Raw genomic sequence first — 25968 nt, forward strand, 5'->3', positions numbered from 1 at the left:
GATTTTTGGCTGACCGGGTCGGCGGGGACCGGAACCGTCACGGACGCTCACGTTTTGTTACACCCTCAGCCTCGCCTTGCCGGCTCCGGCGCGGTAAGCGGGGCCTGCACCGCGAGGGATGCGAGTCCCGCGCGACGGACAACGGCTCAGGGGCTGGTGAATGACTCAGTGGGTGTACGGCTTCGGCGGCGGGTCCGCCGACGGCGACGCGTCGATGAAGAACCTGCTCGGCGGCAAGGGCGCGAACCTCGCCGAGATGTCGTCGCTGGGACTGCCGGTGCCGCCGGGCTTCACCATCACCACCGAGGCCTGCGTCCACTACTACTCCAACGGGCAGAGCTATCCGGCCGATCTTGCCGACCAGGTCACCGCCGGGCTGAAGAAGGTCGAGGCGGTCGTCGGCAAGACCTTCGGCGACCCGGAGAACCCGCTGCTGGTGTCGGTCCGCTCGGGCGCCCGCGCTTCGATGCCCGGGATGATGGACACCGTCCTCAACCTCGGCCTCAACGACGAGACGGTGGAGGGGCTGGCGGCCCTCAGCGGCGATCGCCGCTTCGCCTTCGACAGCTACCGCCGCTTCATCACCATGTATTCCAACGTCGTGCTGGGCCTGTCCCACGACGACTTCGAGGAGGTGCTGGACGACCACAAGGATCGGCTCGGCGTCACAATCGACACCGACCTGTCCGCTTCTGATTGGGAGAAGGTCGTCGCCGACTACAAGCGGGTGGTCGAGGGCAATCTCGGCCACGCCTTCCCGCAGGACCCGAACGACCAGCTATGGGGCGCCGTCTCGGCCGTCTTCGCCAGCTGGATGAACGACCGGGCCAAATTCTATCGCCGCATGCACGACATCCCCGAGAGCTGGGGTACGGCGGTCAATGTCCAGTCGATGGTTTTCGGCAATATGGGCGACACCTCGGCCACCGGCGTGGCCTTCACACGCAACCCCTCGACGGGCGAGGCGAAGCTCTATGGCGAGTTCCTGATCAACGCCCAGGGAGAGGATGTCGTCGCCGGCATCCGCACGCCGCAGTCCCTGACGAAGGCGGGCCGCGAGGAGATGGGCGAGACCGCTCCCTCGATGGAAGAGGCCATGCCCGTGGTCTTCGCGCAGTTCGTTGAAGTCGTTGGAAAACTTGAGACGCACTATCGCGATATGCAGGACATCGAGTTCACGGTCGAACAGGGTCGGCTGTGGATGCTGCAGACGCGCAACGGCAAGCGCACCGCCAAGGCGGCGCTGAAGGTCGCGGTCGATCTGGCCGCGGAGGGCGTGATCTCCCAGGAGGAGGCCGTCGGCCGGGTCGAGCCCTCGGCGCTGGACCAATTGCTGCACCCCACGCTGGACCCGAAGGCAGAGCGAAAGGTCGTGGCCGCGGGGCTGCCCGCCTCGCCCGGCGCGGCGACCGGCAAGGTCGTGTTCGACGCGGACGAGGCCGAGCGCCTCAGCCAGCTGGGCGACGCCGTGATCCTGGTGCGCGAGGAGACGTCGCCCGAGGATATCCACGGCATGCACGCGGCGCGCGGCATCGTCACCGCCCGCGGCGGAATGACCAGCCACGCGGCGGTGGTCGCCCGCGGCATGGGCCGACCCTGCGTCTCCGGCGCGGGCGAAATCCAGATCGATCACAGGGCAGGGACCTTCACGGCCCGGGGCCGCACCTTCCGGGCCGGCGAGATCATCACCATCGACGGCTCGAAGGGCGAGGTGCTGGACGGCGCCGTGCCGATGATTGAGCCGGAGCTGACCGGCGACTTCCAGACCCTGATGGCCTGGGCCGACAAGGTCCGCCGCCTCAAGGTCCGCGCCAATGCCGAGACGCCGCTGGACGCGAAGACCGCCCGCGGCTTCGGCGCCGAAGGCATCGGCCTGTGCCGGACCGAACACATGTTCTTCGACGACGCCCGCATCGCGGCGGTGCGGGAGATGATCCTCGCCGACGACGAGTCCGGCCGCCGCGCCGCCCTGGCCAGGATCGCCCCTTTCCAGAAGGCCGACTTCGTCGAGCTGTTCACCATCATGTCGGGCCTGCCGGTGACGGTTCGCCTGCTCGATCCGCCGCTGCACGAGTTCATCCCGCACACGGAGGCCGAGATCGATGCGCTGGCGGCGACCCAAGGCCTCGACGCCGCCAAGCTGAAGCGGCGCGCCAGGGAGCTGCACGAGACCAATCCGATGCTCGGCCATCGTGGCTGCCGCCTCGGCGTGGCCTATCCCGAGATCTACGAGATGCAGGTCCGCGCCATCCTCGAGGCGGCGCTGGAGGTCAAGAAGACGGCGGCCGAGGCCCCCATCCCGGAGATCATGCATCCCCTCGTCGCGCTCGGCCTGGAGATGAAATACCTGCGCGAGCTGACGGACCGCACGGCCGAGGCCGTGTTCGCCGAAGCCGGGGATCGCGTCGACTATCTCGTGGGCACCATGATCGAGCTGCCCCGCGCCGCCTTGCGGGCCGGCGACCTGGCGCAGCACGCCGAGTTCTTCTCCTTCGGCACCAACGACCTGACCCAGACGACCTTCGGCATCAGCCGTGACGACTCCGGCCGCTTCCTGCAGGCCTATATGGACAAGGGCATCTTCGAGACCGACCCCTTCGTCCGCCTCGACCAGGAGGGGGTCGGCGACCTGATCCGCATCGCCGCCGAGCGCGGCGGGGCGGTCCGTCCCGATATCAAGATGGGCATCTGCGGAGAGCACGGCGGCGACCCCGCCTCGATCGCCTTCTGCGAGCAGGTCGGCCTCAGCTACGTCAGCTGCTCGCCCTATCGCGTCCCCATCGCCCGCCTCGCGGCCGCCCAGGCCGCCCTCCACGCAAGGGCGGGCACAGAACGCGAAAAGGATCGTTGAGCAACGCCCCGGCCAGAATAAGAACACCAAGCCGCCGGAATTGACATATCGCCGTCTGTGCCAAGCCGCGCACAGTCAGGCGTCAGTCATCGAAAGGGTCTGGAACGGCGTCTGCGGTAACCCATTTGTATCCCCGCTGGATGGGGCTGGTCACCGCAGAAGTGGCCACATCTAGAGGATACAGAAACCATGCGTAACGTTCTTCTCGCGACCGCCGCTCTTACTCTGATCGCCGCGCCCGCCATGGCCCAGGACCCCGCGTCCCGCGTCACCGGCTCGATCGGCTACACCCAGCTGGACGGCGACGACGGCGACCTCGGCGCGATCACCGCCCGCGCCGGCTACGACTTCACCCGCCACCTCGGCATCGAGGGCGAGGCCTCCATCGGCGTCAAGGATCAGGACGTCACCTTCGGCGGCGTGGACACGACGCTGGAGCATGAATACGACGCCGCCGTCTATGGCGTCGCCAAGCTGCCCGTGAACGACAACCTCGAGCTCTTCGGCCGCGTCGGTTACGGCACGACCGAGGTCAAGGCCTCGACCGCCGGCTTCGCCGCCACCGAGGATGGCGAGAGCCTGAACTACGGCGTCGGCGCCAACTACTTCATCGACGGTCGCAACGGCATCCGCGCCGACTGGACCCGTCGCGACTTCCGCGAGGACGACGGCGCCGAACTGGACACCTACGGCCTCAGCTTCGTCCGCCGCTTCTAGGCCGCCGGCAGCTCTGGAATGACGAAGGCCCGCCGAGAACCGGCGGGCCTTTTCATAGAGAAGCCAATGGGTTGTGGCGTTGGCGATACACTCATTGCGATAATGCATCGGATTGGCGCTACTTCGACGAATAAGGCTCCGCTTGCTCCGCGGAATCGGCGACACACCCGCAACCTGTCATGTCGACAGGTCTTTTTCGGGGGTTTCATGCGTCTGTTCATCCTTGCGGCCGTGGCCGCGTCCGCCGTCGCCCTGCCGGCTGCGGCCCAAACCGGATTCAAGCCGGAAATCACGGCTTCGGCCGGCTACACTCGCTTCGCCGACGGCAGCGAAGACTGGGACGGCCATTCCGTCACCGCCCGCGTCGCCGCCCGCTTCCACCGCTATGTCGGTGTCGAGGCCGAGGGCAGCCTGGGTGTCGGTTCTTCCGAGATCGCCGGTGTCGACCTGAAGATGAACCACACCGTCGCGGCCTTCGCGGTGGCCTATCTGCCGCTGTCGGAGAATTTCGACCTCACGGCCCGCCTGGGCTACGGCTCGACCGAGTTTGAGGCCAGCGTCGGCGGCGCGACCGGAACCGAGAGCTTCAGCGGCGTCGCTGCAGGCATCGGCGGCCAGTATTTCTTCGATGAGTCCAACGGTCTGCGGATGGACGTTACGCGGCACCACTACGACGATCTGGACGGCGGCTTTGACGCCGTATCGTTCGCCTACATCCGCCGTTTCTGAACCAATACATTCCGTCGCGACATCCAATACATCGCCGGGCGGAATATCGAAGACAATCGGGACAAGGGCGACAAGCCGCCCGATACAGCAAGGCCCGCGGCGGGAGCGTCGCGGGCCTTCGCCGTTCTTCAGGTCTGCCGGTTCAGGCCACGCCGGGCTGCAGGGCCCAACGCATCGAGCCCTCGCCGAAGGGTTTGAAGAACAGGTCGCGATAGCGCTCGAACACCTCGACGATCCGGTTGGTCAGATCCTGCGCGACGGTTTCGCCGCGCTGTCGCTTCATCGCGGCCACGCACTGGACCACGTCCTTCTGATGGGCGGACCCGCCCATGCGCTTGAGCACCGCGGCGATGTCCTGCGCCAACGGATCGATCTGCGTTGCCCATGGATTGGTGTTCTGAGTCATTCGGGACACCCCCTTGTTCTCGACACAGGAGAACCGGTCGCAAAAACTGGCGGGGGATGCAAGCGTGACCGCGAATTCGTGATCGGGGCGAGCGCGGCGGAGCCCGGTGCTTTCCGACGCGTTTATGGACCATGGCCCGATCCCGTTTGATCCTGCTTGCCGCCTTCGCCGTCGCCGCCTGCGGACCCGGCGAGCCGAATCCTCCCACGGCGCCCGCCGAGCCGATCGATACGCCCGACGCGGCGACGCCGCCGACGGCGCCTCCCGCCGGGGCCGGCACGATCCTGCCGGGCACTGGCCCCCGCAGCTTCGTCGGACGTTGGGCCGCCGACGTGTCCTGGTGTCCGAACACCACCGGGCCCCAGCGTCCGATCGAGATCACCACCACCCGGTTCGAAGGCTACGAGAACAGTTGCGCCATCGGTTCGGTCGACCAGATCGCCGACGGCTACGAGGTCGCGGTGACCTGCACGGCAGAGGGCGCGATCTCGAACGAGCGCCTGCGGATGATGGTTTCGGGCCAGACCATGCGTCTGACCTGGCTGAACCGCGACAATGCTGTGGTCACACTGACAAAATGCACCAGGCTGGAGGATACGCCGGCTGGCGATCCCTAGCCGTTGAACAGGAAATGCATCACGTCGCCGTCCTTGACGACGTAACTCTTGCCCTCGGCTCGCATCTTGCCGGCTTCCTTCGCTCCCTGCTCGCCCTTGAGGGCGACGAAGTCAGGGTAGGCGATGGTCTCGGCGCGGATGAAACCCTTCTCGAAATCGGTGTGGATCACGCCCGCCGCCTGGGGGGCCGTGGCGCCGATCGGAATGGTCCAGGCGCGGGCCTCCTTGGGACCGACCGTGAAATAGGTCTGCAGGCCCAGCAGGGCGTAGGCCTCACGGATGAGGCGGTTCAGGCCCGGCTCCTCCAGCCCCATGCTTTCGAGGAACTCGGCCTGTTCCTCCGGATCGAGCACGGCCAGTTCGGAATCGATCTTCGCCGAGATGACCACCGCCTTGGCGTTGTCGGCCGCGGCCCGCTTCGCCACCAAGTCCGACAGGTCGTTGCCCTTGTCCGCCGAGGCCTCGTCGACGTTGGCGACATAGAGGGCGGGGAGGGAGGTCAGCAGCTGCAGCATGTGCCACGCCTTCTCGTCCTCCTTGTCGACCTGGACGACCCGGGCCGGCTTTCCGGCCCGCAGCGGCGTCAGCGCCATATTGATCAGGCGCAGCGTCTGCTGGGCCTCCTTGTCGCCGCCCTTGGCCCGCTTCTCGACGTTGACGACCCGCTTCTCCAGGCTTTCCAGATCCGCCAGCATGAGCTCTGTCTCGATGATCTCGAGGTCGGAGATCGGATCGATGCGGTTCTCGACGTGAGTGATGTCGTCGTCGACGAAGCAGCGCGCGACGAAGGCCACGGCGTCGCAGTCGCGAATATTGGCCAGGAACTGGTTTCCCAGGCCTTCGCCCTTCGACGCCCCGCGTACGAGGCCGGCGATGTCGACGAAGGTGATGCGCGACGGGATGATCTCCTTCGAGCCCGCGATCTGCGCCAGCACGTCCAGCCGCGGCTCGGGCACCGCGACGTCCCCGGTGTTCGGCTCGATGGTGCAGAAGGGATAGTTGGCCGCCTGGGCCGCCGCCGTCTTGGTGAGGGCGTTGAACAGGGTGGACTTGCCGACGTTGGGCAGGCCGACGATCGCGACTTTCAGAGCCATGGGGGCTGGATTTTCCTTGGTGAGCGCGAGCCTTTAGCGGGTCGCGGCCGGTTTGTCAGGCTCGGCGGCGCCGTCAGTGCGACGGATGGCCGGAGTCCGTGGTCGCGGGCTGGCCGACGGTCGCGGTCACCTCGACCGGATCGGCCGCGGCGAACGTCAGGGTCAGGGGAACGGTGTCGCCGGCGTTCAGCGGTTCGGCGACGGCGAGCAGCATGATGTGCGTGCCCCCGGGCTTCAGCTCGACGGGCTGACCGGCCGGCAGCGGCAGTCCATCCTTGAGCTCAAGCATCATCATCATGTTGCTCTCGACCCGGCTCTCGTGGATCTGGGCCCGGCCGGCGACCGGGGTCGCGACGGCGGTCAGCCGGTCGTCTTGGGCGGCGGTCAGGGTCAGGTAGCAGCCCGTGGTCTTGCGTCCCGCTGGGGTGGGCCGACACAGGGCGTCCGAGACCTCAACGGCGCCGGACCTGCCGGGGGCCGCCTTGTCCCCGGCTGTGCAGGCAGCCAGGCCGGCCGCGAAGGCGATCAGGGCGAAGAGGAGCGAGGCGCGAGCCATTCTGGAAGCCTTCTGAGGGATCGCGGGGTCTAACGTCGGCGCCGGGCGTCTGCAAGACGGCGTCCTGTCGCGCGCTCAGCCTTCGCCGCGCGCCGCCTGCCGGGGGCTGAATTTCGGGGCCGGCGCCAGCCGCATCACCTCGGCCTGGTAGCGGTCGTCGTCACCGGCCAGGGCGAAGGGCAGGGCGTCCGCGACCGCGCCCAGCAGGGCGTCGAGCCAGGGCTGGTCGGCCTTGTGGAAGTCGCTCAGCACATGGCCGTGCACCAGCTGCGGATCACCCGGGTGACCGACGCCCATGCGCCCGCGGCGAAAGTCCGGGCCCAGCTGGCTGATCAGTGAGCGCACCCCGTTCTGTCCCGCCGCCCCGCCGCCCGTTTTCATGCGGAACCGCCCCGGCGCCAGATCGATCTCGTCGTGGAAGACGATGACGTCGGACGGCTTCACCTTGTAGAAGCGCGCCGCCTCGGCCACGGCCCGGCCGCTCTCGTTCATATAGGTCTGCGGCTTCATCAGCAGCACGCGCACACGGCCCGACGCCGTCTCGACCTCACCCTCGCGGATGACGGACTGGAACTTGGCCCTGTCTGGCCCGAACGACCAGCGACGCGCGATCTCGTCGGCGGCCATGAAGCCGATGTTGTGGCGGTTGCCCTGGTATTTCGGACCCGGATTGCCCAGGCCGGCTATGATGATCATCGCAGGTTCCGGATAAGGAAACGGCCCCGTCCGTCGCCGGATGGGGCCGTTCCAGTAGCAGCTTGTCGCGCGGGGATCAGCCCTCGGCGGTGTCTTCCGCGGCCTCGGCCTCGTCGGTCGCGGCCTGTTCGGTCGCTTCGACTTCCGCGGCCTCGGCGGCCACTTCGGCGTCATGGGCCTCGTCGGCGGCGGCCGAGATGGCGGCCGAAGACGTCTTGATCGAGGCGATCACGAAGTCGCGGTCGGTGATGGTCGGCTCGACGTCGGCCGTGCCCTTCAGGTCGGTCCAGCGGATCGTGTCGCCCAGTTTGTGGCCGGCCAGATCGACGATCAGGTCTTCCGGGATGTGGTCGGCGCGGACCTTCACCTCGACGGAGTGGCGCACGATTTCCAGCGAACCGCCCTGACGGAAGGCCTCGCACTGATCCTGGTTGATGAAGTGCACCGGCACTTCGATCTTGATCGTCTGCTTCTCATCGACGCGCATCAGGTCGAAGTGCAGCGGGCGATCGGTGACCGGGTCGAACTGGACATCGCGGGCGATGACCGGCTGGGTCTCGTCGCCGTACTTCAGCGTCACGAGGTGGCCCAGCAGCTTGCCGGTGTACAGCGACTTGCGGAAGTCGCGCTCGTTGACCGCGATCGCGACCGGACTCTTGTCGCCGCCGTACAGGACGCCCGGGACCATGCCCGCGCGACGCGCGGCGCGAGCGCCGCCGGTGCCGACGCCGTCACGGACATCAACGTTCAGAATGATCTCGGCCATCTGGCTCGCCTCAACAAACAGAAACGCCGCGCTGACGTAATCGCCCGCGCGACGGGGTCCTCGAACCCTCGAATTCAAGAGGGCGGGCTATTACACGGAGACGCCCGGTGACGCAACCGTCTGGGCGCCGATCGGGCCGGCGGCTCAGCCCTCGCGGTTCAGGGCCGCCGTGGCCGAGGCCGATGCGGCCGCCGCGCCGGCCGCGACCGGCGTCTGGACGACGGCGGGCTCGGAGCCGGCCACCTCGGTGGTGGGGGCGATGATCGGGGCGGGTTTGATGTTCTGGGCGGTGCAGATGGCCAGGTCGCGCGCCACATGTCGGCCGACGCAGAAGATGTCCTCATAGCTTGGGCGCGAGGCGGCCAGGCACTGGAACAGCATCAGCTTGGACATGTTCAGGCAGAACTCGCTGTTCTGCTCGACGGTCAGGGCCTCGGTGTTGGCGCGGGCGTCCTCCCCGCCGGCGCCGAGCGCCGCGAGGGCGGCGAGGGCCAGCGACCGCACCACCGCCGGCGTGTAGGGCGGTCCCGAGCGGGCCGGCGTCACGGTCAGGCCGGAGCCACTGTTGGCCGCCGCGAACAGTCGCGCCGATTCCTCGGCGGACGGCAGCATCTGCACCGCGGACAGCGCCTTGGCGCCCTGCAGCCGGGTGTCGCGGTCGGCGATATGGACCGTGGCCCAGCGGCGGCGCGGATCGGACCGGCCCTGGATGGTGTAGGCGTCCTCCTCAACGGCGTCGGCGATCGCCAGCATGGCGGCGGAGTCCCGTCCGATGGCCTCGACGATCAGCCCCGCAGCCGCGTCGGCGCCGGGCAGGGTGGCCGCGTAGGCGGGATCGGCGATGATGCGGGCGACCATCTCCTGACGAACGGTCGGGTCGACGGCGTAGGTCCGCACGCCCTGCACGAACTCGGGCGACTGCAGCGCCAGGATCGACCCATATGCGATCATGCCGCGCGAAAGCTGCGCAGGCTCATAGGAGGCGCCTTTGCGGATCGCCGCCTGGATCGACTCGGCGTTCGGGAACCCGGCTTCGATTGTGGCCGCGTCGCGCATGAAGGCGACATAGATGGAGGCGGCCTGGGCCACGCCTTCGTTCAGGCTGACGGCCGGCGGCGGCGGAGGCGGCGGCGGCGGCGCGGGTTCGGGCTCGGGTTCCGGCGTGGCGCAGGCCGCCAGAACAGTCATCGCGGCGATTGCGGCCAACGACAGGCCGCGGCGAATACGAGCCTCAAGCATACGAGATCCCCACCCTGGACACGCGACGTCGCCTTCAGACGCCGGAGCTAGACCCCCTTATAACGCGGCCGAAGTGGTTCGCCGAGCGTTAATGCCAGCGTGGCCGCAGCGCGGACGGGCTGTCGGCGTCCTAGCCGCCGGGCGGGCGTGCAGGCTGGGTATTCAGCCTTTCCGTCACCGAAGGGGCCGGTCGCGGCGGCGTCACGGGGGCAGGTGCTGGCGAAATCGTGATCGGCTGCGGGGCGGCGGCGGGCGGCGTCGGGGTGATGATGATCGGCGCCGCCGCGGGCGCGGGCGGATCCGCGGGCGTGACGTCGGACACGGTGACGATCGGCGCGGGCATGGCCGCCCCCCGCGAGCAGGTGGCGAGGTCGCGAACGATGTGGCGGCCGAGGCAGAACATGTCCTCGTAGTTCGGGCGCGAGGCCGCCAGACACTGGAAGAGGTTCAGCTTCGACATGGTGAGGCAGCCCTGGCTGACCCGGTCGAACTGCAGGGCGTCGGTGTTTGCGCGGGCGTTCTCGCCTGCGTAGCCGAGGGCGGCGAGGGCGGCGAGGGCCAGGCCGTTCACCACCGCCGGCGGGTAAGGCGGCTTTCGGGGCGCGCCGCTGACCGGCAAGGCGCCGCCGCCGCTGTGCGCCGCCGCGAACAGACGGGCGGCCTCTTCCGCCGCCGGCCGCACAATCTGGGCCGACCGGGCCTTGGCCGCTTCCAGCCTCGCCTCGCGGTTGGACACCTCCGCGATCCCCCAGGGCCGCCGCGGATCGTAGGGCGCCTGGATGGCGTAGGCGTCGTTTTCGATGGAGTTCGCCGCGCGGCCGAGGGCGTTGATGTCGTCCGACAGCGTCGCCATGACCAGTCCCGCCGCCGACTCCGCCCCCGGCAGTGTCGAGGCGTAGCTGGGGTCGGCGACGATGCGCGCCACGATCCGTTCGCGGTTCTCCTGATCGTCCGCCAGCGACCGGACGCCGGAGACGAACTCGGGCGACTGCAGGGCGAGGATCGAGGCGTAGGCCACCAAGCCACGCGAGATCTGTTCCGGGTCATAGGCCGCGCCCCGCCGCAGCGCCGCCTGGATCTGTTCCGGGTTCGTGAAGCCGCCCTCGAGCGCGGCCATGTCGCGGCTGAACGCCATATACACCGCCGCGGCGTCGGCGACGCTCTGGTTCAACCTGATCCGCGGCGGCGTTCGTGCGGCGATTTCAGCGGCTTCGGCGGCCACGCGGGCGGCCTCGATCTCGGCCTTGGTCGGAGCGTCGGAGGCGCAGCCCGCGAGAACGGCGGTGGCGGCGAGGGCGGCTGCGGACAGACCGCGGCGCAGGAAAACCGGACGCATCGGGACTCCTCGAATTACCGGCGTCCAGCAACGCCCATTCCGAGGGCGCAAATGGGGCGGCCCCCGATCGGGTTCCGTCAAGCCGCTCGGGACGGCCTAGTCGAACAGTTTGGAGACGGATTCCTCGTTGGCGATCCGCCGGATGGCTTCACCGATCAGGGGAGCGACCGAGACGCGCCGGATCTTCTTGCAGGTCAGCACCTCATCGGGCTGCTCGATCGAGTCGGTGATCACCAGTTCCTTCAAGGGGCCGTCGGCCACGCGCTGCACGGCGGGGCCGGACAGCACCCCATGGCTGATATAGGCCGACACCTCGGTCGCCCCCTTGTCCATCAGCGCCTTGGCGGCGTTCACCAGCGTGCCGCCGGAATCGACGATGTCGTCGAACAGGATGCAGCGCCGTCCCTCGACGTCGCCGATGATGTTCATGACCTCGCTTTCGCCTGCCTTGGGCCGACGCTTGTCGACGATGGCGAGATCCGCATCCAGCCGCTTGGCGAGGGATCGCGCCCGGACCACGCCGCCGACGTCGGGCGAGACGATCATCAGGTCGTCCCCCCGGGGGTAGTGTTCCTTGATGTCCTGGGCCAGCACCGGGGTGGCGACGAGGTTGTCGGTCGGAATGTCGAAGAAGCCCTGGATCTGGCCCGCGTGCAGATCCATCGTCAGGACCCGGTCGGCCCCGGCGCGGGTGATCAGATTGGCCACCAGCTTGGCCGAGATCGGCGTCCGCCCACCCGTCTTCCGGTCCTGCCGGGCGTAGCCGAAATAGGGCATCACCGCCGTGATCCGCTTCGCCGAGGCCCTGACGAGGGCGTCGGTGATGATCAGCAGCTCCATCAGGTTGTCGTTGGCGGGGTAGCTGGTTGACTGGATGACGAAGACGTCCTCGCCCCGGACGTTCTCCTCGATAACCGCGAAAACCTCGTTATCGGCGAATCGCTTCACCTGGGCCTTGGTCAGGGGCATGTCGAGATGCGCCGCGATGGCCTGGGAGAGCGTCCGGTTGGAGTTGCCAGAGAGCAGCTTCATGTCCGGTCATCCTTTCGCCGTCATCGCCCGGCTCAGAATGCCGCCGTCGCGCTGGCGCGCTACATATCAGGGGACGGCTCAGCCACAAGCGCAGAGAGTCTTTTTCGCCGACTTCTTCGCGCATTGGCGCGGGGTTGTTCGCTGGTGTAGAGATCGCGTCTCGTTTTCGGGGGCGCCGACGGGTGGATGCCCGCCGGCCTGTTATGTTGAGGTCGTCCTTGCCTGCTTCCAAGTTCCGCACCGGCCTGATCCTGTCGGCCGTCGCCGTGTCGGCCCTGACGATTTCCGCCTGCGCCAACCGCGGCAACCGGCCCCGCCTCGCCTATGAGGAGCGTCCGGTCGAGGCGCTTTACAATACCGGCTACCAGCGCCTCGAAAGCCGGCGCTGGAGCGACGCCATCGACTATTTCCAGGAGGTGGAGCGCCAGCATCCGTATTCGGAGTGGTCGCGCCGCGCGATCCTGATGCAGATCTACGCCCACTACCAAAGCAACAACTACGCCGAGGCGATCGCCGCGTCGGACCGTTTCATCCAGCTGTTCCCCGGCAATCCGAGCGCGCCCTACGCCTTCTACATGAAGGCCCTGTCCAACTTCGAGCAGATCACCGACGTCGGCCGCGACCAGGGCTACGCCCAAGCGGCCCTCGACGGCCTGCGCGATGTGGCCCGCCGCTATCCCGGAACGCCCTACGCCATCGACGCCACGGTCAAGATCGACATGGTCAACGACCAGCTGGCGGGCAAGGAAATGGCCATCGGCCGGTACTACCAGCGCGCCGGCCAGCCTCTGGCGGCGATGAACCGCTACAAGGCCGTCATCGACAACGAAGCCTATCAACGCACCTCGCACACGCCGGAAGCCCTGTTCCGGCTGGTCGAGGTCAATCTGCAGCTCGGTCTCAAGGAAGAGGCGACCCGCAACGGCGCCGTGCTGGGCCACAACTATCCCGGCAGCCCCTGGTACGCCGAGGCCTACGCCCTGCTCACCGAGCAAGGCCGCCAGCCCGACGTCGCCCCCGAAGGGCAGCGGGAAAGCTGGCTGCGCCGGATCATTCCGGGCTGACGTCCGATTCTGTCGCATGGTGCGTTCATGACGGGCGTTCGCCGCTAGACTGACGACCATGGCGAATCAGACCCGGACGACCGCGCGCCCATGCTGACCGCCCTCTCCATCCGCGATATCGTGCTGGTGGACGCGCTCGATCTCGAGGTCGAGGGCGGGCTCACCGTGCTGACCGGGGAGACGGGCGCGGGCAAGTCGATCATCCTTGACGCGCTGGGGCTCGCCCTTGGCGCCCGCGCCGACGCGGGTCTGGTGCGCAGCGGCGCCCGGCAGGCGTCCGCCACCGCCGTCTTCACCGCCCCCGACGATCCGGCCCTGATCGAGATGATCGCCGCGCGGGGTTTCGAGGTCGCCGCGGGCGAGGAGTTGATCCTGCGCCGGACGCTCGCCGCCGACGGCCGCAGCCGGGCCTTCGTCAACGATCAGCCTGCCGGCGTCACCGCGCTGCGCGAAATCGGCCAGGCCCTGGTCGAGGTGCACGGCCAGCACGAGACGGTCGGCCTGCTGGACTGGAAGACCCACCGCGCCCTGCTCGACGCCTATGGCGGCCTGCAGCCCCAGCTGGCGGGCGTTGCGGCCGCTGCCGACCGTCTCAGAGCCGCCGAGCGCGCCGTCGCCGACCTGAAGGCCGCCGCCGCCGACGCCGCCGCTCATCGCGAGGAGCTGGAGCAGAACCTCGCCGACCTCGACGCGCTCGACCCGCGCGCCGACGAGGAAACCGAACTGGCCGGCGAACGGGCCTTGCTGGGCGCGGCTGAGAAGGCCATCGCGGATCTCGCCGACGCCCGGGCTTCGCTGGGCGGAGACAAGCTGTCGCGCAACCTCTCCGCGGCCCTGCGCGCCGTCGAACACGCCCGCCAGCGGGCCGGACAGGCGGGCACGGACCCTGAGCATCCGTTGCTGCAGAAACTGTCGAGCGCCGCCGAGGCCATCGACCGCACTTTGGTGGAGGCCGAGGAAGCCATCGCCTGCGTTGACGCAGCGGCCGACGCCTTCGATTTCGAGCCGGGCCGCCTCGACAAGGCCGAGGAGCGGCTGTTCGCCCTGCGCGCCGCCGCCCGGAAGCTGAACGCCTCGGTCGAACTGCTGCCCACGCTCCGGGTTCGCTTCCGCGAGCAGCTGCGCCTGATCGAGGATGGGGCCGAGGCGATCACCACCGCCGAACGGGCCGCCTCGGCCGCGCGCGAGGCCTATGACGTCGCCGCCATGCTGCTGACCTCCGCGCGCGAGGCGGCTGCCGACCGCCTGACCTCGGCCGTCGTGGGTGAGCTCGGGCCGCTGAAGCTGGACCGGGCCCGTTTCCGGGTCGCCTTCGAACCCGTTCCCGACGGCCGCCGGGGCCCCCATGGCGTCGAGACGGTGCGGTTCGAGATCGCCACCAACGCTGGCACGGATTTCGGCCCGCTGGACGCCATCGCCTCGGGCGGGGAGCTGGCCCGCTTCGCCCTTGCCATGAAGGCGGCGCTGGCGGGTCGCGAGGATCAGCGCCAGCCGGTGATGATCTTCGACGAGGTCGATCAAGGCGTCGGCGGGGCCGTGGCTTCGGCGGTGGGCGCCCGGCTGCAGCGGCTGTCGCAGGGCGCGCAGGTGCTGGTCGTCACCCACAGTCCGCAGGTGGCGGCGCGGGGCCATGCCCACTGGAAGGTGCGCAAGGCGGATCACGCCGGCATGACCACCACCACTGTCGACACGCTGGACGAGGCGGCCCGGCGCGAGGAGATCGCCCGCATGCTGTCCGGGGCGCAGATCACCGACGAGGCCCGCGCCGCTGCCCGGGCGCTGATCGGCTGAGGTCGTCAGACCCCCAGAATCCAGCCCTCTTCCTGCTCGACGCGCGCGATCAGCGCCTCATCCGCGCCCTTGGGAGGGGCGAAGGCCTTCGACAGGTCGCCGGCCTCGTCCATCTTCGCCAGCGCTTCGGCCGTTGAACGCACCTGGGCCTGGTCCTTGAACTCGCCCGGATTCGGCTTGCCGTCGAACATCGACGGCCAGACCTCGACCACCAGCGCCGACAGGGGTTCGACGTCGGCGGCGTCCAGCGCCCGCCAGCCGGTGCCGAACGGCCAGACCGCGCCGGACGGGCCGAGACTTTCCAGCAGGCGGCGGACCGCCGGGATGCCCACCAGCGTCTGACCGCCGACCGCGCCCGCGCCGTGCATCTGCCAGACGCTCTTGGGCTGGAGCCTGCCCTTGCGGACGGCGTCCTCGGTGGCGCGGAACTCGGGAATGTCGGCGCCCGATCCGGCCGGAGGCTTGGTCGTGGTCAGCCAGCGCTGGGCCTGTTTGGCGGGCGCGCCCCACATCGGCCAGGCGTTGTCGGTCATCAGGCGGTTGATCTTGGCCGCCACCTGATAGCGGTTGTTGGTGTTGTCCGGCTTGTCGACGACGTTCGAGGCGATGAATTTCCACATCGCCTGCCACGGAGTGCCGCCCAGTTTGAGCCGCTCCGCCGTGCCCGCGGGATAGCCGAAGTTGAAATCGAACCCGACCAGCACCCGGTCGCCGCGTTTGCGGTGGTCGGCGAGCAGGGTGGCGAGCAGCGCTTCGCCCTCGGCCCGCGTGGCGACGTTGTGGGTCTCGGTATAGAGGCGGAAGCGCACGTCGCGCTTGGCGACGCCGATCCAGACCGACTGGTCGCCCAGTTTCTTGCCCTCGGCGGCCGTCCAGTCGGCGATAATGTAGGCGTCGAACAGACGGGCCACGGGGGCGCTCCGGGTTACTCGGTCACAAAGGAATGGGGGCTTCTAGCGTTCCGGCGGCGGGGGCGGAAGGGTGAAGGCTCAGCCCTTCAGCAGCGCCTCGAGATGAGACAGCCAGCGGCGGCCCAGCCGCAGGGCCTCGCCGGGCGAACTGGTCTGCACCGGCAGGGTGGCGTCCCACAGGGCCAGTTCGAACTCCGGATGCCGCGCGTCGCCGAACATCAGCCGCAGCACCACCTGTTCGGCGTCCGGCGCCAGCACGTCCAGCGACTTGCGGGTTTCGCCGCGGCGGACGCGGGCGACGACATGGCCATCGACGATGATCTCGCCGCCGTCGATTTCCTCGAAGGCGTAGACCAGCCCGGCGGCGCCGCGGTTCCACAGCACGGCTACCTGGGCACCGTCGAAGTCGAGCCCGGCGGCGCGACCCTCGGCCGGGGACAGGGCCTCCGCCTCCGGCGTGGCGCCGAGCGACCTGAGCAGGGCGCGGCGCATCCGGCGCACCGGCTCCATCCACCAGGCCAGGACCAAGGCCGCGGTGGTCAGGGCCGCCGCCGCCAGCGCCACGAGCAGTATGACCCGGAGCGCCTCGGCCATGCCTAGTCTTCCAGTTCGACGACGACCGGGACGTGGTCGGAGGGCTTGTCCATGTCACGGGCGTCGCGGTGGGTCTCGATCGACCGGAAGCGATCGGCGGCCTGCGGCGACAGCAGGTGGAAATCAATGCGGATGCCGTGATCGCGCTGCCAGGCGCCAGCCTGGTAGTCCCAGAAGGTGTAGGTTCCGGGCGGCTGGCCGCCCAGTTCCCCGGCGTCGGACAGGCCGAGATGACGTAACGCGCGGAAGGCGGCCTGACTCTGCGGCTGGAACAGGGCGTCGCCGACCCAGGCGGCCGGATTCCTGGCGTCGTCAGGTGTGGGAATGACGTTGTAGTCGCCGCACAGGGTGAAGGGCTCCTCCAGCGCCAGCAGGTCCCGGGCGTGGGCATGCAGTCGCTCGAACCACGCCAGCTTGTAGGCGAACTTCCCGGTTCCGAGGGGATTGCCGTTGGGCAGGTAGAGACATCCGACCCGCACCGGCCGCGCGGTCTCGATCACCGCCTCGATGTAGCGGGCCTGCTCGGCGTCCGCCTCGTGGCCCGATCCGTCCACGCCCGGCAGGCCGCGCCGGACATCGGACAATGGATGCTTCGACAGGATGGCGACGCCGTTATAGCTCTTCTGGCCGTGCGTTTCGACGTTGTAGCCCAGGCTCTCGAAGGCCTCGCGCGGGAATTTCTCGTCCACGCATTTGATTTCCTGCAGGCACGCCACGTCGGGCATGGCCGCCTCCAGCCAGGCCAGCACGGTCGGCAGGCGGGCGTTGACCGAGTTCACGTTCCAGGTGGCGATGCGCATCGCCCATGATTACGGCGCGTCGGGGGCGTCTGTGAAGCGCCGATCGCCCCACCGAACACGCCCCGGGGGGAGCCCCGGGGCGTCGCGAGTTCGAAGTGGGTCGACCCTATTGCTCGCTGGTCGCCGCCGCCGGGGCGGCGGTGGTCAGGGTGCAGCCGCCGGCGATATGGGCCGACGCCGCGCAGGCGCTGACCCGCTGGGCGGTGAAGCCGTCGCCGACACGGGCGAAATAGCCGTCGCCAACGCTGCACTTCACCTCATAGACCTGCAGACCCTGGGCGTCGGTGCCGATCTTGCGGGCCTGCTGAACTTCGCAGGCCGAGGCTTCGGTCCCGGCGAGGACGGTCGTCCAAGCCTTCAGGTTTTCCGCCGGCGTGGTGTAGCGGCAGGTCGAACCCTCCAGGGCCCGGGCCCAGCAGGGGCTCTTGATCCAGCCGGTGCTGGCCTGCTCGATCTGGTAGCCGTCGGCGTCCGCGCAACCCACTTCGTAGACGAGGTTGCCGTCCAGGCGGCCGATAGCGGCGGCCTGATCGACGGTGCAGTCGATGCCGGCCTCGCGGGCATAGGCGCCGACGACCGGCACGGGGTTCTGGTTCACCGGCAGCGTGCACTGCTGGCCGACGTCGGCCGCCGGATCGCGCAGCCGGTTGGTTTCGGCCTGACCGGCCAGCTCCAGGCAGTTGAAGGTCTGGGGCGGGGTCGAGGCGACGACCAGAAAGCCGGGACCGGCGGCGCAGGTGGCTTCATAGGTGGCCTGCTGTTCGGCGGTCGTGCCGAGCAGGATCGCTTCCGAGACCTGGCAGCCGACGCCGGCGGCGGTCAGGAGCGTCTGCGCGGCGGTCTTGTTCTCCTCCGGCGTGGCCGCCGGCCGTTCCTGGTTCCGGGCGGGGCGCTCGCGCTGGCGATTGCGATCGCGGCGGTCGCCGCCGATCCGGCCCGGCAGCACCCGCTCGCCGCGGATTGATCCGGTCGCTTCGTCCGAGGCCGTGCGGCCCTCGTCCGGCGGCGCGTCCTGGGCGAGGACCGGCTGGGCGGAGAGCAGGGCCAGCGCCATCGCGCCGCCGATCAGCGCGAGCAACTTTTTGTGGAACACGGTGAAACTCCGGAAGGGAAATATCGTGGGCGAAATCCTTGGCGGGCGGTTGTGGCGCGGTCAAGGCGAGGTTTCACGGCGCTGGACGCGCCTCCCGGCTTGCGCCTATCCTGCCTCAGTTGCGATTGGAGACGGACTTGGCCGACGGAGTGGCTTTGTTGGGTGAGGGCATGGCCGCGCGCGAGGAACGCGGGCTGACCTATCCGTTCGGCCCGCCGCCTGGACCGGGGCAGGCGGTCGAGATCGCGCCCGACGTTCGCTGGCTACGCCTGGCCATGCCCGTCTCCCTGAACCACATCAATGTCTACGCCCTTCGGGACGGCGATGGCTGGACCCTGGTGGACACCGGGCTGGACTTGTCCGGCACCCGGGAAGAATGGGACCTGCTGCTGGCGGGACCGCTGGGCGGGGATCCCGTGACCCGGGTGATCTGCACCCATATGCATCCCGACCACATCGGCCTCGCCGGCTGGTTGTGCGAGCGTTTCGCGGCGCCGCTGGTGATGACCCGGCTCGAATACGTCACGGCCCGCATGCTGGTGGCTGATACGGGCGCGCCGGCCCCGGAAGAGGGTGCGGTCTTCTATCGGGCGGCGGGCTGGGACGAGTCCCAGGTGCAGGGCTACCGGAAGGGTTACGGGCAGTTCGGCAAGCTGGTCTCACCCATGCCGTCCGGCTTCGTCCGCATACGCGACGGCGACCGCCTGGCGATCGGCGGCCATGCGTGGCGCGTCGTGGTCGGCGAGGGTCACAGCCCGGAGCACGCCTGCCTGTGGCGCGAGGCGGACGGGATCGTGCTGGGAGGCGACCAGATCCTGCCGAGGATATCGTCCAACGTCTCGGTGTGGCCGACGGAGCCGGACGCGGACCCGCTGGGGGACTGGCTGGACTCGCTGAAGCGGATGAAGACCGTGTTTCCGGACGATGTGCTGGTTCTGCCCTCGCACGGAGAACCCTTCCACGGCGTCCAGGCGCGGCTGGACGCGCTGATCCGAGGCCATATGACGGCGCTGAGGCGTCTGGAGCGGACCCTGCGCACGCCCAGCCGGGTTGTGGATGCATTTCCGGCCCTGTTCGCGCGCCCGGTCGGGGACGGCCTGCGGGGCATGGCGACAGGTGAAAGCCTGGCGCATCTCAACTATCTGCTCCGCCGGGGACGGGCGGCGCGCCGCCGCGATGCGGAGGGGGTCGACTGGTGGACAGCAATCAGACAGGGGCACAGAGCGTGACCGACCACATTCAAACGGAACTCTCCGGCGGCGTTCTGACCGTCACGCTGGCCCGGCCCGAGAAGAAGAACGCCATCACCCAGGCCATGTACGCGGCCCTGTCGGACGCCACCGAACGGGCGCGGAGCGACGACGCCGTGCGCGTCCTGCTGTTCCGCAGCGAAGGCGATAGCTTCTCGGCCGGAAACGACATCGGCGACTTCATCGCCCTCGGTTCGCAGGGTCAGCAGCCGCTGGACATGTCGGTGTTCCGCTTTCTCAAGGCGCTGGCCGACCTGGACAAGCCGGCGGTGGCGGCGGTGCGCGGCCGGGCCGTGGGCATCGGTCTGACGCTGCTGCTTCACTGCGACATGGTGGTGGTGGCGGAAGACGCCCTGCTGTCGGCGCCCTTCATCAACCTGGCCCTCGCGCCGGAGGCGGCCTCGTCGATGCTGCTGCCGGCGGCGATTGGGCACCAGCGCGCCTTCGAGATATTCGCCTTGGGCGAGCCGATCGACGGGCGGACGGCCGCCGCCTGGGGACTCGCCAACCGGGCCGTGCCCGCGGACCAGGTTGAGGCCGCGGCGGCGGATATTGCGGCGAAGCTGGCCGCCCGAGCACCGAACTCGATCCGCAAAACCAAGCGGCTGATGCGCGACGCTGAGGCCCTGTGGACATTGATGCAACGCGAGGGCGAGGCCTTCGGCAGCCAGATGTCCAGTCCCGAGGCGATGGAAGCCTTTATGGCCTTCAGTCAGAAGCGCGCACCGGATTTCTCGAAAGGCGGCTGAGGATTTCCGTTGCTTCCGGGGCGCGCGGCCCTTAGGTGCGCGCGCCCATGTCCTCCACGCCCGCCTTGTCCGCCGCGCCGCACATCGATGCGGAGACCCCCGCCGACGCCGCCGCCGTCGACGCGCTGGTGCTGACCGCCTTCGGCCCCGGCCGGTTCGCCAAGGCGGCCGAGCGGCTGCGCGAGCGCGCCTCCGTATCCGCCGGCTTCGTGGCGCGGGACGGCGGGCGGCTGCTCGGCGCGGTCCGGCTGTGGTCGATCACCATCGGCGGGATGCCGGCGCTGTTCCTGGGCCCCATCGCGGTGGCCGCCGACAACCGCAAGGCCGGACTGGGCGCCGAACTGGTCCGTGCCTGCCTGGATTGGGCGGCGAACCAGGGCATGGGCGTGCTGTTGGTGGGCGATTCTCCCTATTTCGGCCGTTTCGGCTTCACCGCCGCCGTCGGCGTCAGCCTGCCGGGCCCGGTCGATCCGCGCCGCCTGTTGTGGCGCGGCGCCGATCAACCCACCGGCACGGTCCGGCCTGCGGTCTGATCGGGGATTGCCAGCGCGGCGCGGACCCTTAAGTCTGCATCCATGTCCGACCCCGCCGACAGCAAGACCGGACTGGCCGCCGTCGCCGAGGCCGCGAAGCAGGCGCCCGGCCGGGGACTGCCCCCGGTCCACCTGTGGAACCCGCCTCACTGCGGCGACATCGACATCGTCATTCGTCGCGACGGGACCTGGCTGCACGAGAACTCGCCCATCGGCCGTCCTGAACTGGTCCGGCTGTTCTCGACCGTGCTGCGCAAGGACCCGGACGGCTATTGCCTGGTCACTCCGGTGGAGAAGCTGACGATCCGGGTCGAGGACCTTCCCTTCCGCGCCGTGGCTGTGGCGGCGAACGATGGCGACCTGGATTTCACCACCGACGTCGGCGACGCGGTCGAGGCGGGGCCCGATCATCCGATCCGGGTGGACACCGACCCGGTCACCGGCGAGCCGTCGCCGGCCCTGCACGTGCGCGCCGACCTGTGGGCCCGCATCGCCCGCCCCGTATTCTACGAGCTGGTCGAGCGCGCTGAGGTCCAGGACGGCCGGTTGGTGGTCCGCTCGCGCGGAGCGACCTTCCCCCTCGGCCCGGTCGGAGCGGGCGTGGCATGAGCCTGGTTTCCCTGCGCGAGCGGCTGATCGACCGCCTGACGCCCGTCTCCGACTGGCGGCCGGACGGCCGGCCCGAACGCTCCGACTTCGACCTCAACCCTGAGGCGCCCCGGCCCGGCCGCACCCTGCGCCCCGCCGCCGTGCTGGTGCCGGTGATCGCAAGACCCGAGGGCGCGACGGTGCTGATGACCCGCCGTTCCGACAGCCTCGCCAGCCACACCGGCCAGATCGCCTTTCCCGGCGGCCGCCTCGATCCCGGCGAGGAGGCCGGGCAGGCGGCGCTTCGCGAGGCGTGGGAGGAAGTCGCGCTCGATCCCGCCGCAGTCGAGTTGCTGGGCCTCGGAGACGGCTACGAGACCGTGACCGGCTTCATGGTCACGCCGGTGGTCGGCTGGCTGGCCGAACCGCCCGTGGTGTCGCCGTCCCCCGCCGAAGTCGCCGAGGTGTTCGAGGCCCCGTGGGACTTCCTGATGGATCCGTCCAATCACCGTCGCGACTTCCATGATCCGGAGGGCGGCCCGCGCCGCTGGTTCTGGGCCATGCCCTGGCGGGAGCGCTACATCTGGGGCGCCACGGCCGCCATCGTCCGGGCGCTGCGCAGCCGGCTCTATGGCGATGAAGCCGAACCGGCGGCGGCGGTCGACGAGGACGCCGCATGACCGTCCGTCTGACCAACCAGCCCTGGCTGACCGCGTCAGCCACCCGGGACGTGATCGCGGCGCTCGAGGCGTCGGGAGGCCCCGGCTGCGCCCGGTTCGTCGGCGGCTGCGTGCGCAACGCCCTGATCGGCCAGCCGGTCGCCGATATCGACATCGCCACCACTCTGAAGCCCGAGGAGACCGATCGCGCCATCCGCGCCGCCGGGCTCAAGGCCGTGCCCACCGGAATCGCCCATGGCACCGTTACCGCCGTGGCGGGGCGTCAGCCGTTCGAGATCACCACCCTCCGCCGCGACGTCTCGACTGACGGCCGCAACGCCACGGTGGCCTTCACCGATGACTGGGCCGAGGACGCCGCCCGGCGCGACTTCCGCCTCAACGCCCTCTACGCCGACGCCGGGGGAGAGGTGTTCGAGCCCACCGGCGAGGGCGTGGCCGACGCCCTGGCCGGCCGGATCATCTTCGTCGGCGACCCGGAGATTCGTATCCGCGAGGACTTCCTGCGCATCCTGCGGTTTTTCCGCTTTCATGCCTGGTACGGGCGGGGCGAGCCGGACCGGGCCGCGCTCGCGGCCTGCCGCGCCCTCGTCGCCGGTATGACGCGGCTGTCGGCCGAGCGGGTCTCGAGCGAGCTGATGAAGCTGCTGTCCGCCCCCGACCCCCGCGCCGCCATGGCCGCCATGGCTGAGGCCGGGGTGCTCGCCCAGGTCTTGCCGGAGGCGCGCCTGTCGCCGCTGTTCGCCGCGGCGGTCGAGCAGGGCGGCGACCCCGGGGTGCGGCTGATGGTGCTGCTCCCCGCCGATGAGGCGGTAGTCAGGGACGCGGCGGCCCGCCTGCGCTTCGCCAATGCCACGCGGGACCGGCTGGTCTTCGCGGCCCTCGCTCTCCCCGCCGTCGGCCTGTCGATGAGTGATCGGGAGGCCCGCGCGGTCCTGTACCGCCACGGCGCGACCGCCTTCTCTGACGCCGTGCGCCGCCGCTGGGCCGAAGCGCCCGACCGGAGCGCGGACGCTCGTCGCCTGCTCGCGCTGGCCGCCGCCTGGACGCGACCGCCGCTGCCCGTCGGCGGCCGGGATCTGGCGCGGCTGGGCGTGCCGCCCGGGCCGGAGACCGGCCGTCTTCTGAAGGCCTTCGAGACGGCGTGGATCGCCGAGGACTTTCCGGCCGCCGGCCACGCCGAAAGACTCGCGGCCCTCGTCAGTCCGCCGCGCGGGTAAGCTCCGTCACCACCGGCCGGTGGTCCGAGCCGGTGGGCCGCCCCAGGCTGCGCCGGACAAAGGCGAGGTCAGGCGAGGCGTAGACCTGGTCGATGGTCATCCCGAGCGGCGCGGGCAGGTTGGCGGGCCAAGTGCCGGGAAATCCGGGCGCCGGATGCAGACCAAGATCGCGCCGCACCTGCCTGCCGATGCGGGCGCCCGACACGCTGTTGAAGTCTCCGGCGACGACGACCGGCCCCATCAAGTCTTCCACCACCGCCTGCAGGGCCATTGTCTGGCTGATCTGACCCCACTGCTCCTGGAACGGCCACGGCCGCGTCAGGTGCACGCCGACGAAATTCAGCGGGCCCAGCGGCGTCCGCGCCACCGCTGCTACAGCGTGCAGCCCGTCCGGCGGGTCCGCCAGCGCGGTCAGCGGATAGCGGGAGCCGATCACCGACCGCGAGGGGCCGCGCGTCTGGTCCAACCGCATCGAGGCCGCGCGATGGGGATAGCCCTGCAGGACTTCGTCGATCCGCGCCGCTGCGTCCTGGCCCAGTTCGATCAGCACCACCACGTCGGCGTCGGCTTGCTCGATCGAGGTCCGGATCGCGGCGACATCGTCGTTCAGATAGTAGAGGTTGGCGGAGTAAAGCCGCACGATCGGCGCGTTCGCCTCGGGACGGGGACCGCCGGGCAGCCACTGGGGTGTGGCCGCGACAACCAGGGCGATGCAGGCCGCCAGCCCGTGCAGCGCCGCCATCTTCAGCCGGGTCAGCGCCAGCACGGCGGTCAGGGCCGCCGTAGCCACCAGCGCCGGAGCGGTGAACTGGGCGAGGATGTCGAACCAGCGGTGGCCGATCCCGCTCAGGGCCGCGACGGCCACGCCCAACGGAATCGCCAGCGTCAGGCGCGCCAGCCAGTCCCACATCCCTGTGGGGGTCCACCGCGCGGCCCTCCGGCTTCCGGCTTGCGTTTCGTGGTGAACGGGGGTCGTCATGGCGCGTTACGGTCTCGCTTCGGAGGATGGCATGGCCAGACGGACCATCGGCGATATCGAGAAAATCTGGTCGAATGTCGAGGGCGTGAAGAAGCTGTCCGACCGGGCCGTGGGCATCGGTCCGTTCGGCATCGGCCTGGACGGTCTGCTGACCTGGATACCGGTGGTGGGCACGGTTTACAGCGTCGGCGCCGCTGGCTGGCTGCTGGTCCAGGCCGCCCGGGTCAAGGCGTCGCCGACAACCGTCATGCGCATGCTCGCCTATCTCGGACTCGACAGCGTCACGACCATGGTCGGCGAGGTGCCGTTCCTCGATTTCGTGCCCAGTGTCGTCGACGTCCTGTTCCCCGGCCATCTGATGGCGGCCAAGGCGCTGCAGAAGGACATCGAGACGACCCACTGGGTCGAGGCCAGCGAACGCGAGGCGAGGGCCTCCGGCGAACATGAACGGCATGTCGCGGAGATGCGGCGCAAGGGCGGGCTGCGGCGGGTGGCCTATCTGCACGACTGAACGGCGCTATCCACTGCTGCCTTTTCGGCCTCTGTCTTCACAATTTTTCGAGCCAGGTGGTTGAATTAGAGCGGCTGTTGTCCCGCGCCAGCGTCACGAACGCGCCACAGCAGCGGGTGGCCCCAGACTGTTCTCCGACAGAGTGTTGGAGACTTTCTGATGAGCGACGACCAGACCGCCCGCCTCGGCCTTCCCTATCTGGCGGCGGGCCAGATGCAGAAGCATGTGACACTGAACGAGGCCCTGACCCGGCTCGACGCCCTGGTCCAGACTGCGGTCGTCAGCTGCACGGAGCCGGCGCAGCCCGCCGATCCGTCCGACGGCGCCCTGTACATCCTGCCGGCGGAGGCGACGGGCTCCGAATGGACCGGCCGCGCCGCGGGAACGCTGATCCGGGCCGAAACCGGCGGCTGGAGCGCCGTAGAGGCGCCGGACGGGCTGGTGGTGCTGGTCGTCGACGCGGGCGAGCTGCTGGTGCGGCACGGCGGCGCCTGGGTTTCGCTCGGCGCCCGCCTGGAGGCGGTCCAGAACCTCTCGCGGCTGGGCCTCGGGACCACCGCCGACCCGGCCAACCCATTCGCGGCGCGGCTGAACAACGCCCTGTGGACCGCGCGCGCTACCGGCGAAGGGGGCGACGGCGACTTGCGCCTGACCCTGAACAAGGAGGGGGCGGCGGATGTTCTGTCGCTGCTGTTCCAGAGCGGCTACGGCGGCCGCGCCGAACTGGGGCTGATCGGCGACGATGACCTGAGGCTGAAGGTCAGCAGCGACGGCTCGACATGGCGTGACGCCTGGTCGGTGGATCGCGCGTCGGGGCAGGTCAGCTTCGATCTCGGTGCGACACGGCGAGCCGTGACGGTCATGACCTCGGGCGGCAGCTACCCCGTCCCGGCCTGGGCGCGGACCATCGAGGCCGTGGCGGTCGGCGCCGGAGCCGGCGGCGGGGCGGGCGCGTCCGGCGCCTCGGGGTCCCGTTTCGGCGGCGGGGGCGGCGGCGCGGGCGGCATTGGTCGGGCGATCTGGCCGGCCGAGCAGCTCACCGCCTCCCTCACCGTGGTGGTCGGATCCGGCGGCGCCGGCGGCGTGGCCGCAGCCGGTTCCGCCGGCAGTGGATCCGCGGTCTACCTCGGCTCCACGCCGCTGCTGGTCGCGACCGGCGGCGGCGGGGG

General features: G+C 69.7%; 27 protein-coding genes. 14 read left to right on the top strand and 13 right to left on the bottom strand.

Annotation, left to right across the window (positions count from 1 at the left end):
- Positions 1–160 precede the first annotated feature (160 nt).
- The 3 genes from ppdK (at position 161) to VGD32_RS12025 (ending at position 4297) form a co-directional block, all read left to right on the top strand.
- Positions 161–2851 (top strand): pyruvate, phosphate dikinase, encoded by a 2691-nt coding sequence (ppdK, locus tag VGD32_RS12015; protein ID WP_331032118.1) that lies wholly within the window; start codon positions 161–163, stop codon positions 2849–2851.
- Between the two features lie 189 nt (positions 2852–3040).
- Positions 3041–3568 (top strand): porin family protein, encoded by a 528-nt coding sequence (locus VGD32_RS12020; protein ID WP_331032119.1) that lies wholly within the window; start codon positions 3041–3043, stop codon positions 3566–3568.
- Between the two features lie 207 nt (positions 3569–3775).
- Entirely contained in the window at positions 3776–4297 is a 522-nt protein-coding gene (locus tag VGD32_RS12025; RefSeq protein ID WP_331032120.1) for an outer membrane beta-barrel protein, read from the top strand.
- A 142-nt stretch (positions 4298–4439) separates the two neighbouring features.
- Here the strand turns inward: VGD32_RS12025 and VGD32_RS12030 are convergent, their stop codons facing one another.
- Positions 4440–4703, bottom strand: coding sequence for a hypothetical protein (locus tag VGD32_RS12030; RefSeq protein ID WP_331032121.1), 264 nt, complete (start codon positions 4701–4703; stop codon positions 4440–4442).
- A 146-nt stretch (positions 4704–4849) separates the two neighbouring features.
- Here VGD32_RS12030 and VGD32_RS12035 point away from each other — a divergent pair, with 146 nt between their 5' ends.
- Positions 4850–5320: a hypothetical protein gene (locus VGD32_RS12035; RefSeq protein ID WP_331032122.1), complete on the top strand. Its 471-nt coding sequence runs from the start codon at positions 4850–4852 to the stop codon at positions 5318–5320.
- Here the strand turns inward: VGD32_RS12035 and ychF are convergent.
- The 7 genes from ychF to VGD32_RS12070 all read right to left on the bottom strand — a co-directional run bounded on the left by ychF (position 5317) and on the right by VGD32_RS12070 (position 12039).
- A complete protein-coding gene (ychF, locus tag VGD32_RS12040; protein ID WP_331032123.1) occupies positions 5317–6414 on the bottom strand; it encodes a redox-regulated ATPase YchF in 1098 nt (365 codons plus the stop codon). The two genes, VGD32_RS12035 and ychF, sit on opposite strands and share 4 nt — an antisense overlap.
- Positions 6415–6487: 73 nt before the next feature.
- A complete protein-coding gene (locus tag VGD32_RS12045; protein ID WP_331032124.1) occupies positions 6488–6970 on the bottom strand; it encodes a copper chaperone PCu(A)C in 483 nt (160 codons plus the stop codon).
- A gap of 75 nt (positions 6971–7045) precedes the next feature.
- Entirely contained in the window at positions 7046–7666 is a 621-nt protein-coding gene (pth, locus tag VGD32_RS12050; RefSeq protein WP_331032125.1) for an aminoacyl-tRNA hydrolase, read from the bottom strand.
- Positions 7667–7742: 76 nt separating this feature from the next.
- The gene (locus VGD32_RS12055) at positions 7743–8432 is read right to left on the bottom strand and encodes a 50S ribosomal protein L25/general stress protein Ctc (protein ID WP_331032126.1); all 690 of its coding nucleotides are present in this window, start codon (positions 8430–8432) and stop codon (positions 7743–7745) included.
- Positions 8433–8576: 144 nt separating this feature from the next.
- Positions 8577–9620: a hypothetical protein gene (locus VGD32_RS12060; RefSeq protein WP_331032127.1), complete on the bottom strand. Its 1044-nt coding sequence runs from the start codon at positions 9618–9620 to the stop codon at positions 8577–8579.
- 181 nt (positions 9621–9801) lie between these two features.
- A complete protein-coding gene (locus tag VGD32_RS12065; protein WP_331032128.1) occupies positions 9802–11007 on the bottom strand; it encodes a hypothetical protein in 1206 nt (401 codons plus the stop codon).
- A 96-nt stretch (positions 11008–11103) separates the two neighbouring features.
- A complete protein-coding gene (locus VGD32_RS12070) occupies positions 11104–12039 on the bottom strand; it encodes a ribose-phosphate pyrophosphokinase (protein ID WP_331032129.1) in 936 nt (311 codons plus the stop codon).
- Between the two features lie 203 nt (positions 12040–12242).
- On the opposite strand from VGD32_RS12070, the gene VGD32_RS12075 reads away from it, so the two are divergent.
- Together VGD32_RS12075 and recN are read left to right on the top strand one after the other, a co-directional pair.
- Complete coding sequence (locus VGD32_RS12075) at positions 12243–13103, top strand: outer membrane protein assembly factor BamD (protein ID WP_331032130.1); 861 nt, start codon at positions 12243–12245, stop codon at positions 13101–13103.
- 90 nt (positions 13104–13193) lie between these two features.
- Positions 13194–14894, top strand: coding sequence for a DNA repair protein RecN (gene recN / locus VGD32_RS12080; protein ID WP_331032131.1), 1701 nt, complete (start codon positions 13194–13196; stop codon positions 14892–14894).
- 5 nt (positions 14895–14899) lie between these two features.
- On the opposite strand, the gene VGD32_RS12085 is transcribed toward recN, so the two are convergent.
- The 4 genes from VGD32_RS12085 to VGD32_RS12100 form a co-directional block, all read right to left on the bottom strand.
- Positions 14900–15805 (bottom strand): cobalamin biosynthesis protein CbiG, encoded by a 906-nt coding sequence (locus tag VGD32_RS12085; protein ID WP_331032132.1) that lies wholly within the window; start codon positions 15803–15805, stop codon positions 14900–14902.
- A gap of 78 nt (positions 15806–15883) precedes the next feature.
- A complete protein-coding gene (locus VGD32_RS12090; protein ID WP_331032133.1) occupies positions 15884–16399 on the bottom strand; it encodes a hypothetical protein in 516 nt (171 codons plus the stop codon).
- A gap of 2 nt (positions 16400–16401) precedes the next feature.
- Complete coding sequence (locus VGD32_RS12095; RefSeq protein WP_331032134.1) at positions 16402–17199, bottom strand: exodeoxyribonuclease III; 798 nt, start codon at positions 17197–17199, stop codon at positions 16402–16404.
- Positions 17200–17305: 106 nt separating this feature from the next.
- Positions 17306–18292, bottom strand: a complete 987-nt coding sequence (locus tag VGD32_RS12100) for a hypothetical protein (RefSeq protein ID WP_331032135.1) — start codon at positions 18290–18292, stop codon at positions 17306–17308.
- A gap of 137 nt (positions 18293–18429) precedes the next feature.
- On the opposite strand from VGD32_RS12100, the gene VGD32_RS12105 reads away from it, so the two are divergent.
- The 6 genes from VGD32_RS12105 to VGD32_RS12130 are packed head-to-tail and all read left to right on the top strand — an operon-like array spanning position 18430 to position 23309.
- Positions 18430–19521: an MBL fold metallo-hydrolase gene (locus VGD32_RS12105; protein WP_331032136.1), complete on the top strand. Its 1092-nt coding sequence runs from the start codon at positions 18430–18432 to the stop codon at positions 19519–19521.
- On the top strand, positions 19518–20291 hold the full coding sequence (locus tag VGD32_RS12110) for an enoyl-CoA hydratase (RefSeq protein ID WP_331032137.1): 774 nt from the start codon (positions 19518–19520) through the stop codon (positions 20289–20291). The genes VGD32_RS12105 and VGD32_RS12110 overlap by 4 nt, the downstream gene beginning before the upstream one ends.
- Before the next feature lie 47 nt (positions 20292–20338).
- Entirely contained in the window at positions 20339–20824 is a 486-nt protein-coding gene (locus VGD32_RS12115; RefSeq protein WP_331032138.1) for an N-acetyltransferase, read from the top strand.
- Positions 20825–20866: 42 nt separating this feature from the next.
- Positions 20867–21433 (top strand): DUF1285 domain-containing protein, encoded by a 567-nt coding sequence (locus VGD32_RS12120; RefSeq protein WP_331032139.1) that lies wholly within the window; start codon positions 20867–20869, stop codon positions 21431–21433.
- A complete protein-coding gene (locus tag VGD32_RS12125; RefSeq protein WP_331032140.1) occupies positions 21430–22092 on the top strand; it encodes a CoA pyrophosphatase in 663 nt (220 codons plus the stop codon). Before VGD32_RS12120 ends, VGD32_RS12125 begins: the two co-directional genes overlap by 4 nt.
- Positions 22089–23309, top strand: a complete 1221-nt coding sequence (locus VGD32_RS12130; protein WP_331032141.1) for a CCA tRNA nucleotidyltransferase — start codon at positions 22089–22091, stop codon at positions 23307–23309. The genes VGD32_RS12125 and VGD32_RS12130 overlap by 4 nt, the downstream gene beginning before the upstream one ends.
- Here VGD32_RS12130 and VGD32_RS12135 read toward each other — a convergent pair.
- On the bottom strand, positions 23290–24219 hold the full coding sequence (locus tag VGD32_RS12135; protein ID WP_331032142.1) for an endonuclease/exonuclease/phosphatase family protein: 930 nt from the start codon (positions 24217–24219) through the stop codon (positions 23290–23292). The two genes, VGD32_RS12130 and VGD32_RS12135, sit on opposite strands and share 20 nt — an antisense overlap.
- 100 nt (positions 24220–24319) lie before the next feature.
- Here VGD32_RS12135 and VGD32_RS12140 point away from each other — a divergent pair, with 100 nt between their 5' ends.
- Both VGD32_RS12140 and VGD32_RS12145 read left to right on the top strand, forming a co-directional pair.
- Positions 24320–24799, top strand: a complete 480-nt coding sequence (locus tag VGD32_RS12140) for a DUF4112 domain-containing protein (RefSeq protein ID WP_331032143.1) — start codon at positions 24320–24322, stop codon at positions 24797–24799.
- Positions 24800–24958: 159 nt separating this feature from the next.
- Positions 24959–25968: DUF2793 domain-containing protein (locus VGD32_RS12145; protein WP_331032144.1), on the top strand; the 1010-nt coding region annotated here is incomplete at its 3' end.

Source organism: Brevundimonas sp., from assembly GCF_036402095.1.
Lineage (GTDB): Bacteria > Pseudomonadota > Alphaproteobacteria > Caulobacterales > Caulobacteraceae > Brevundimonas.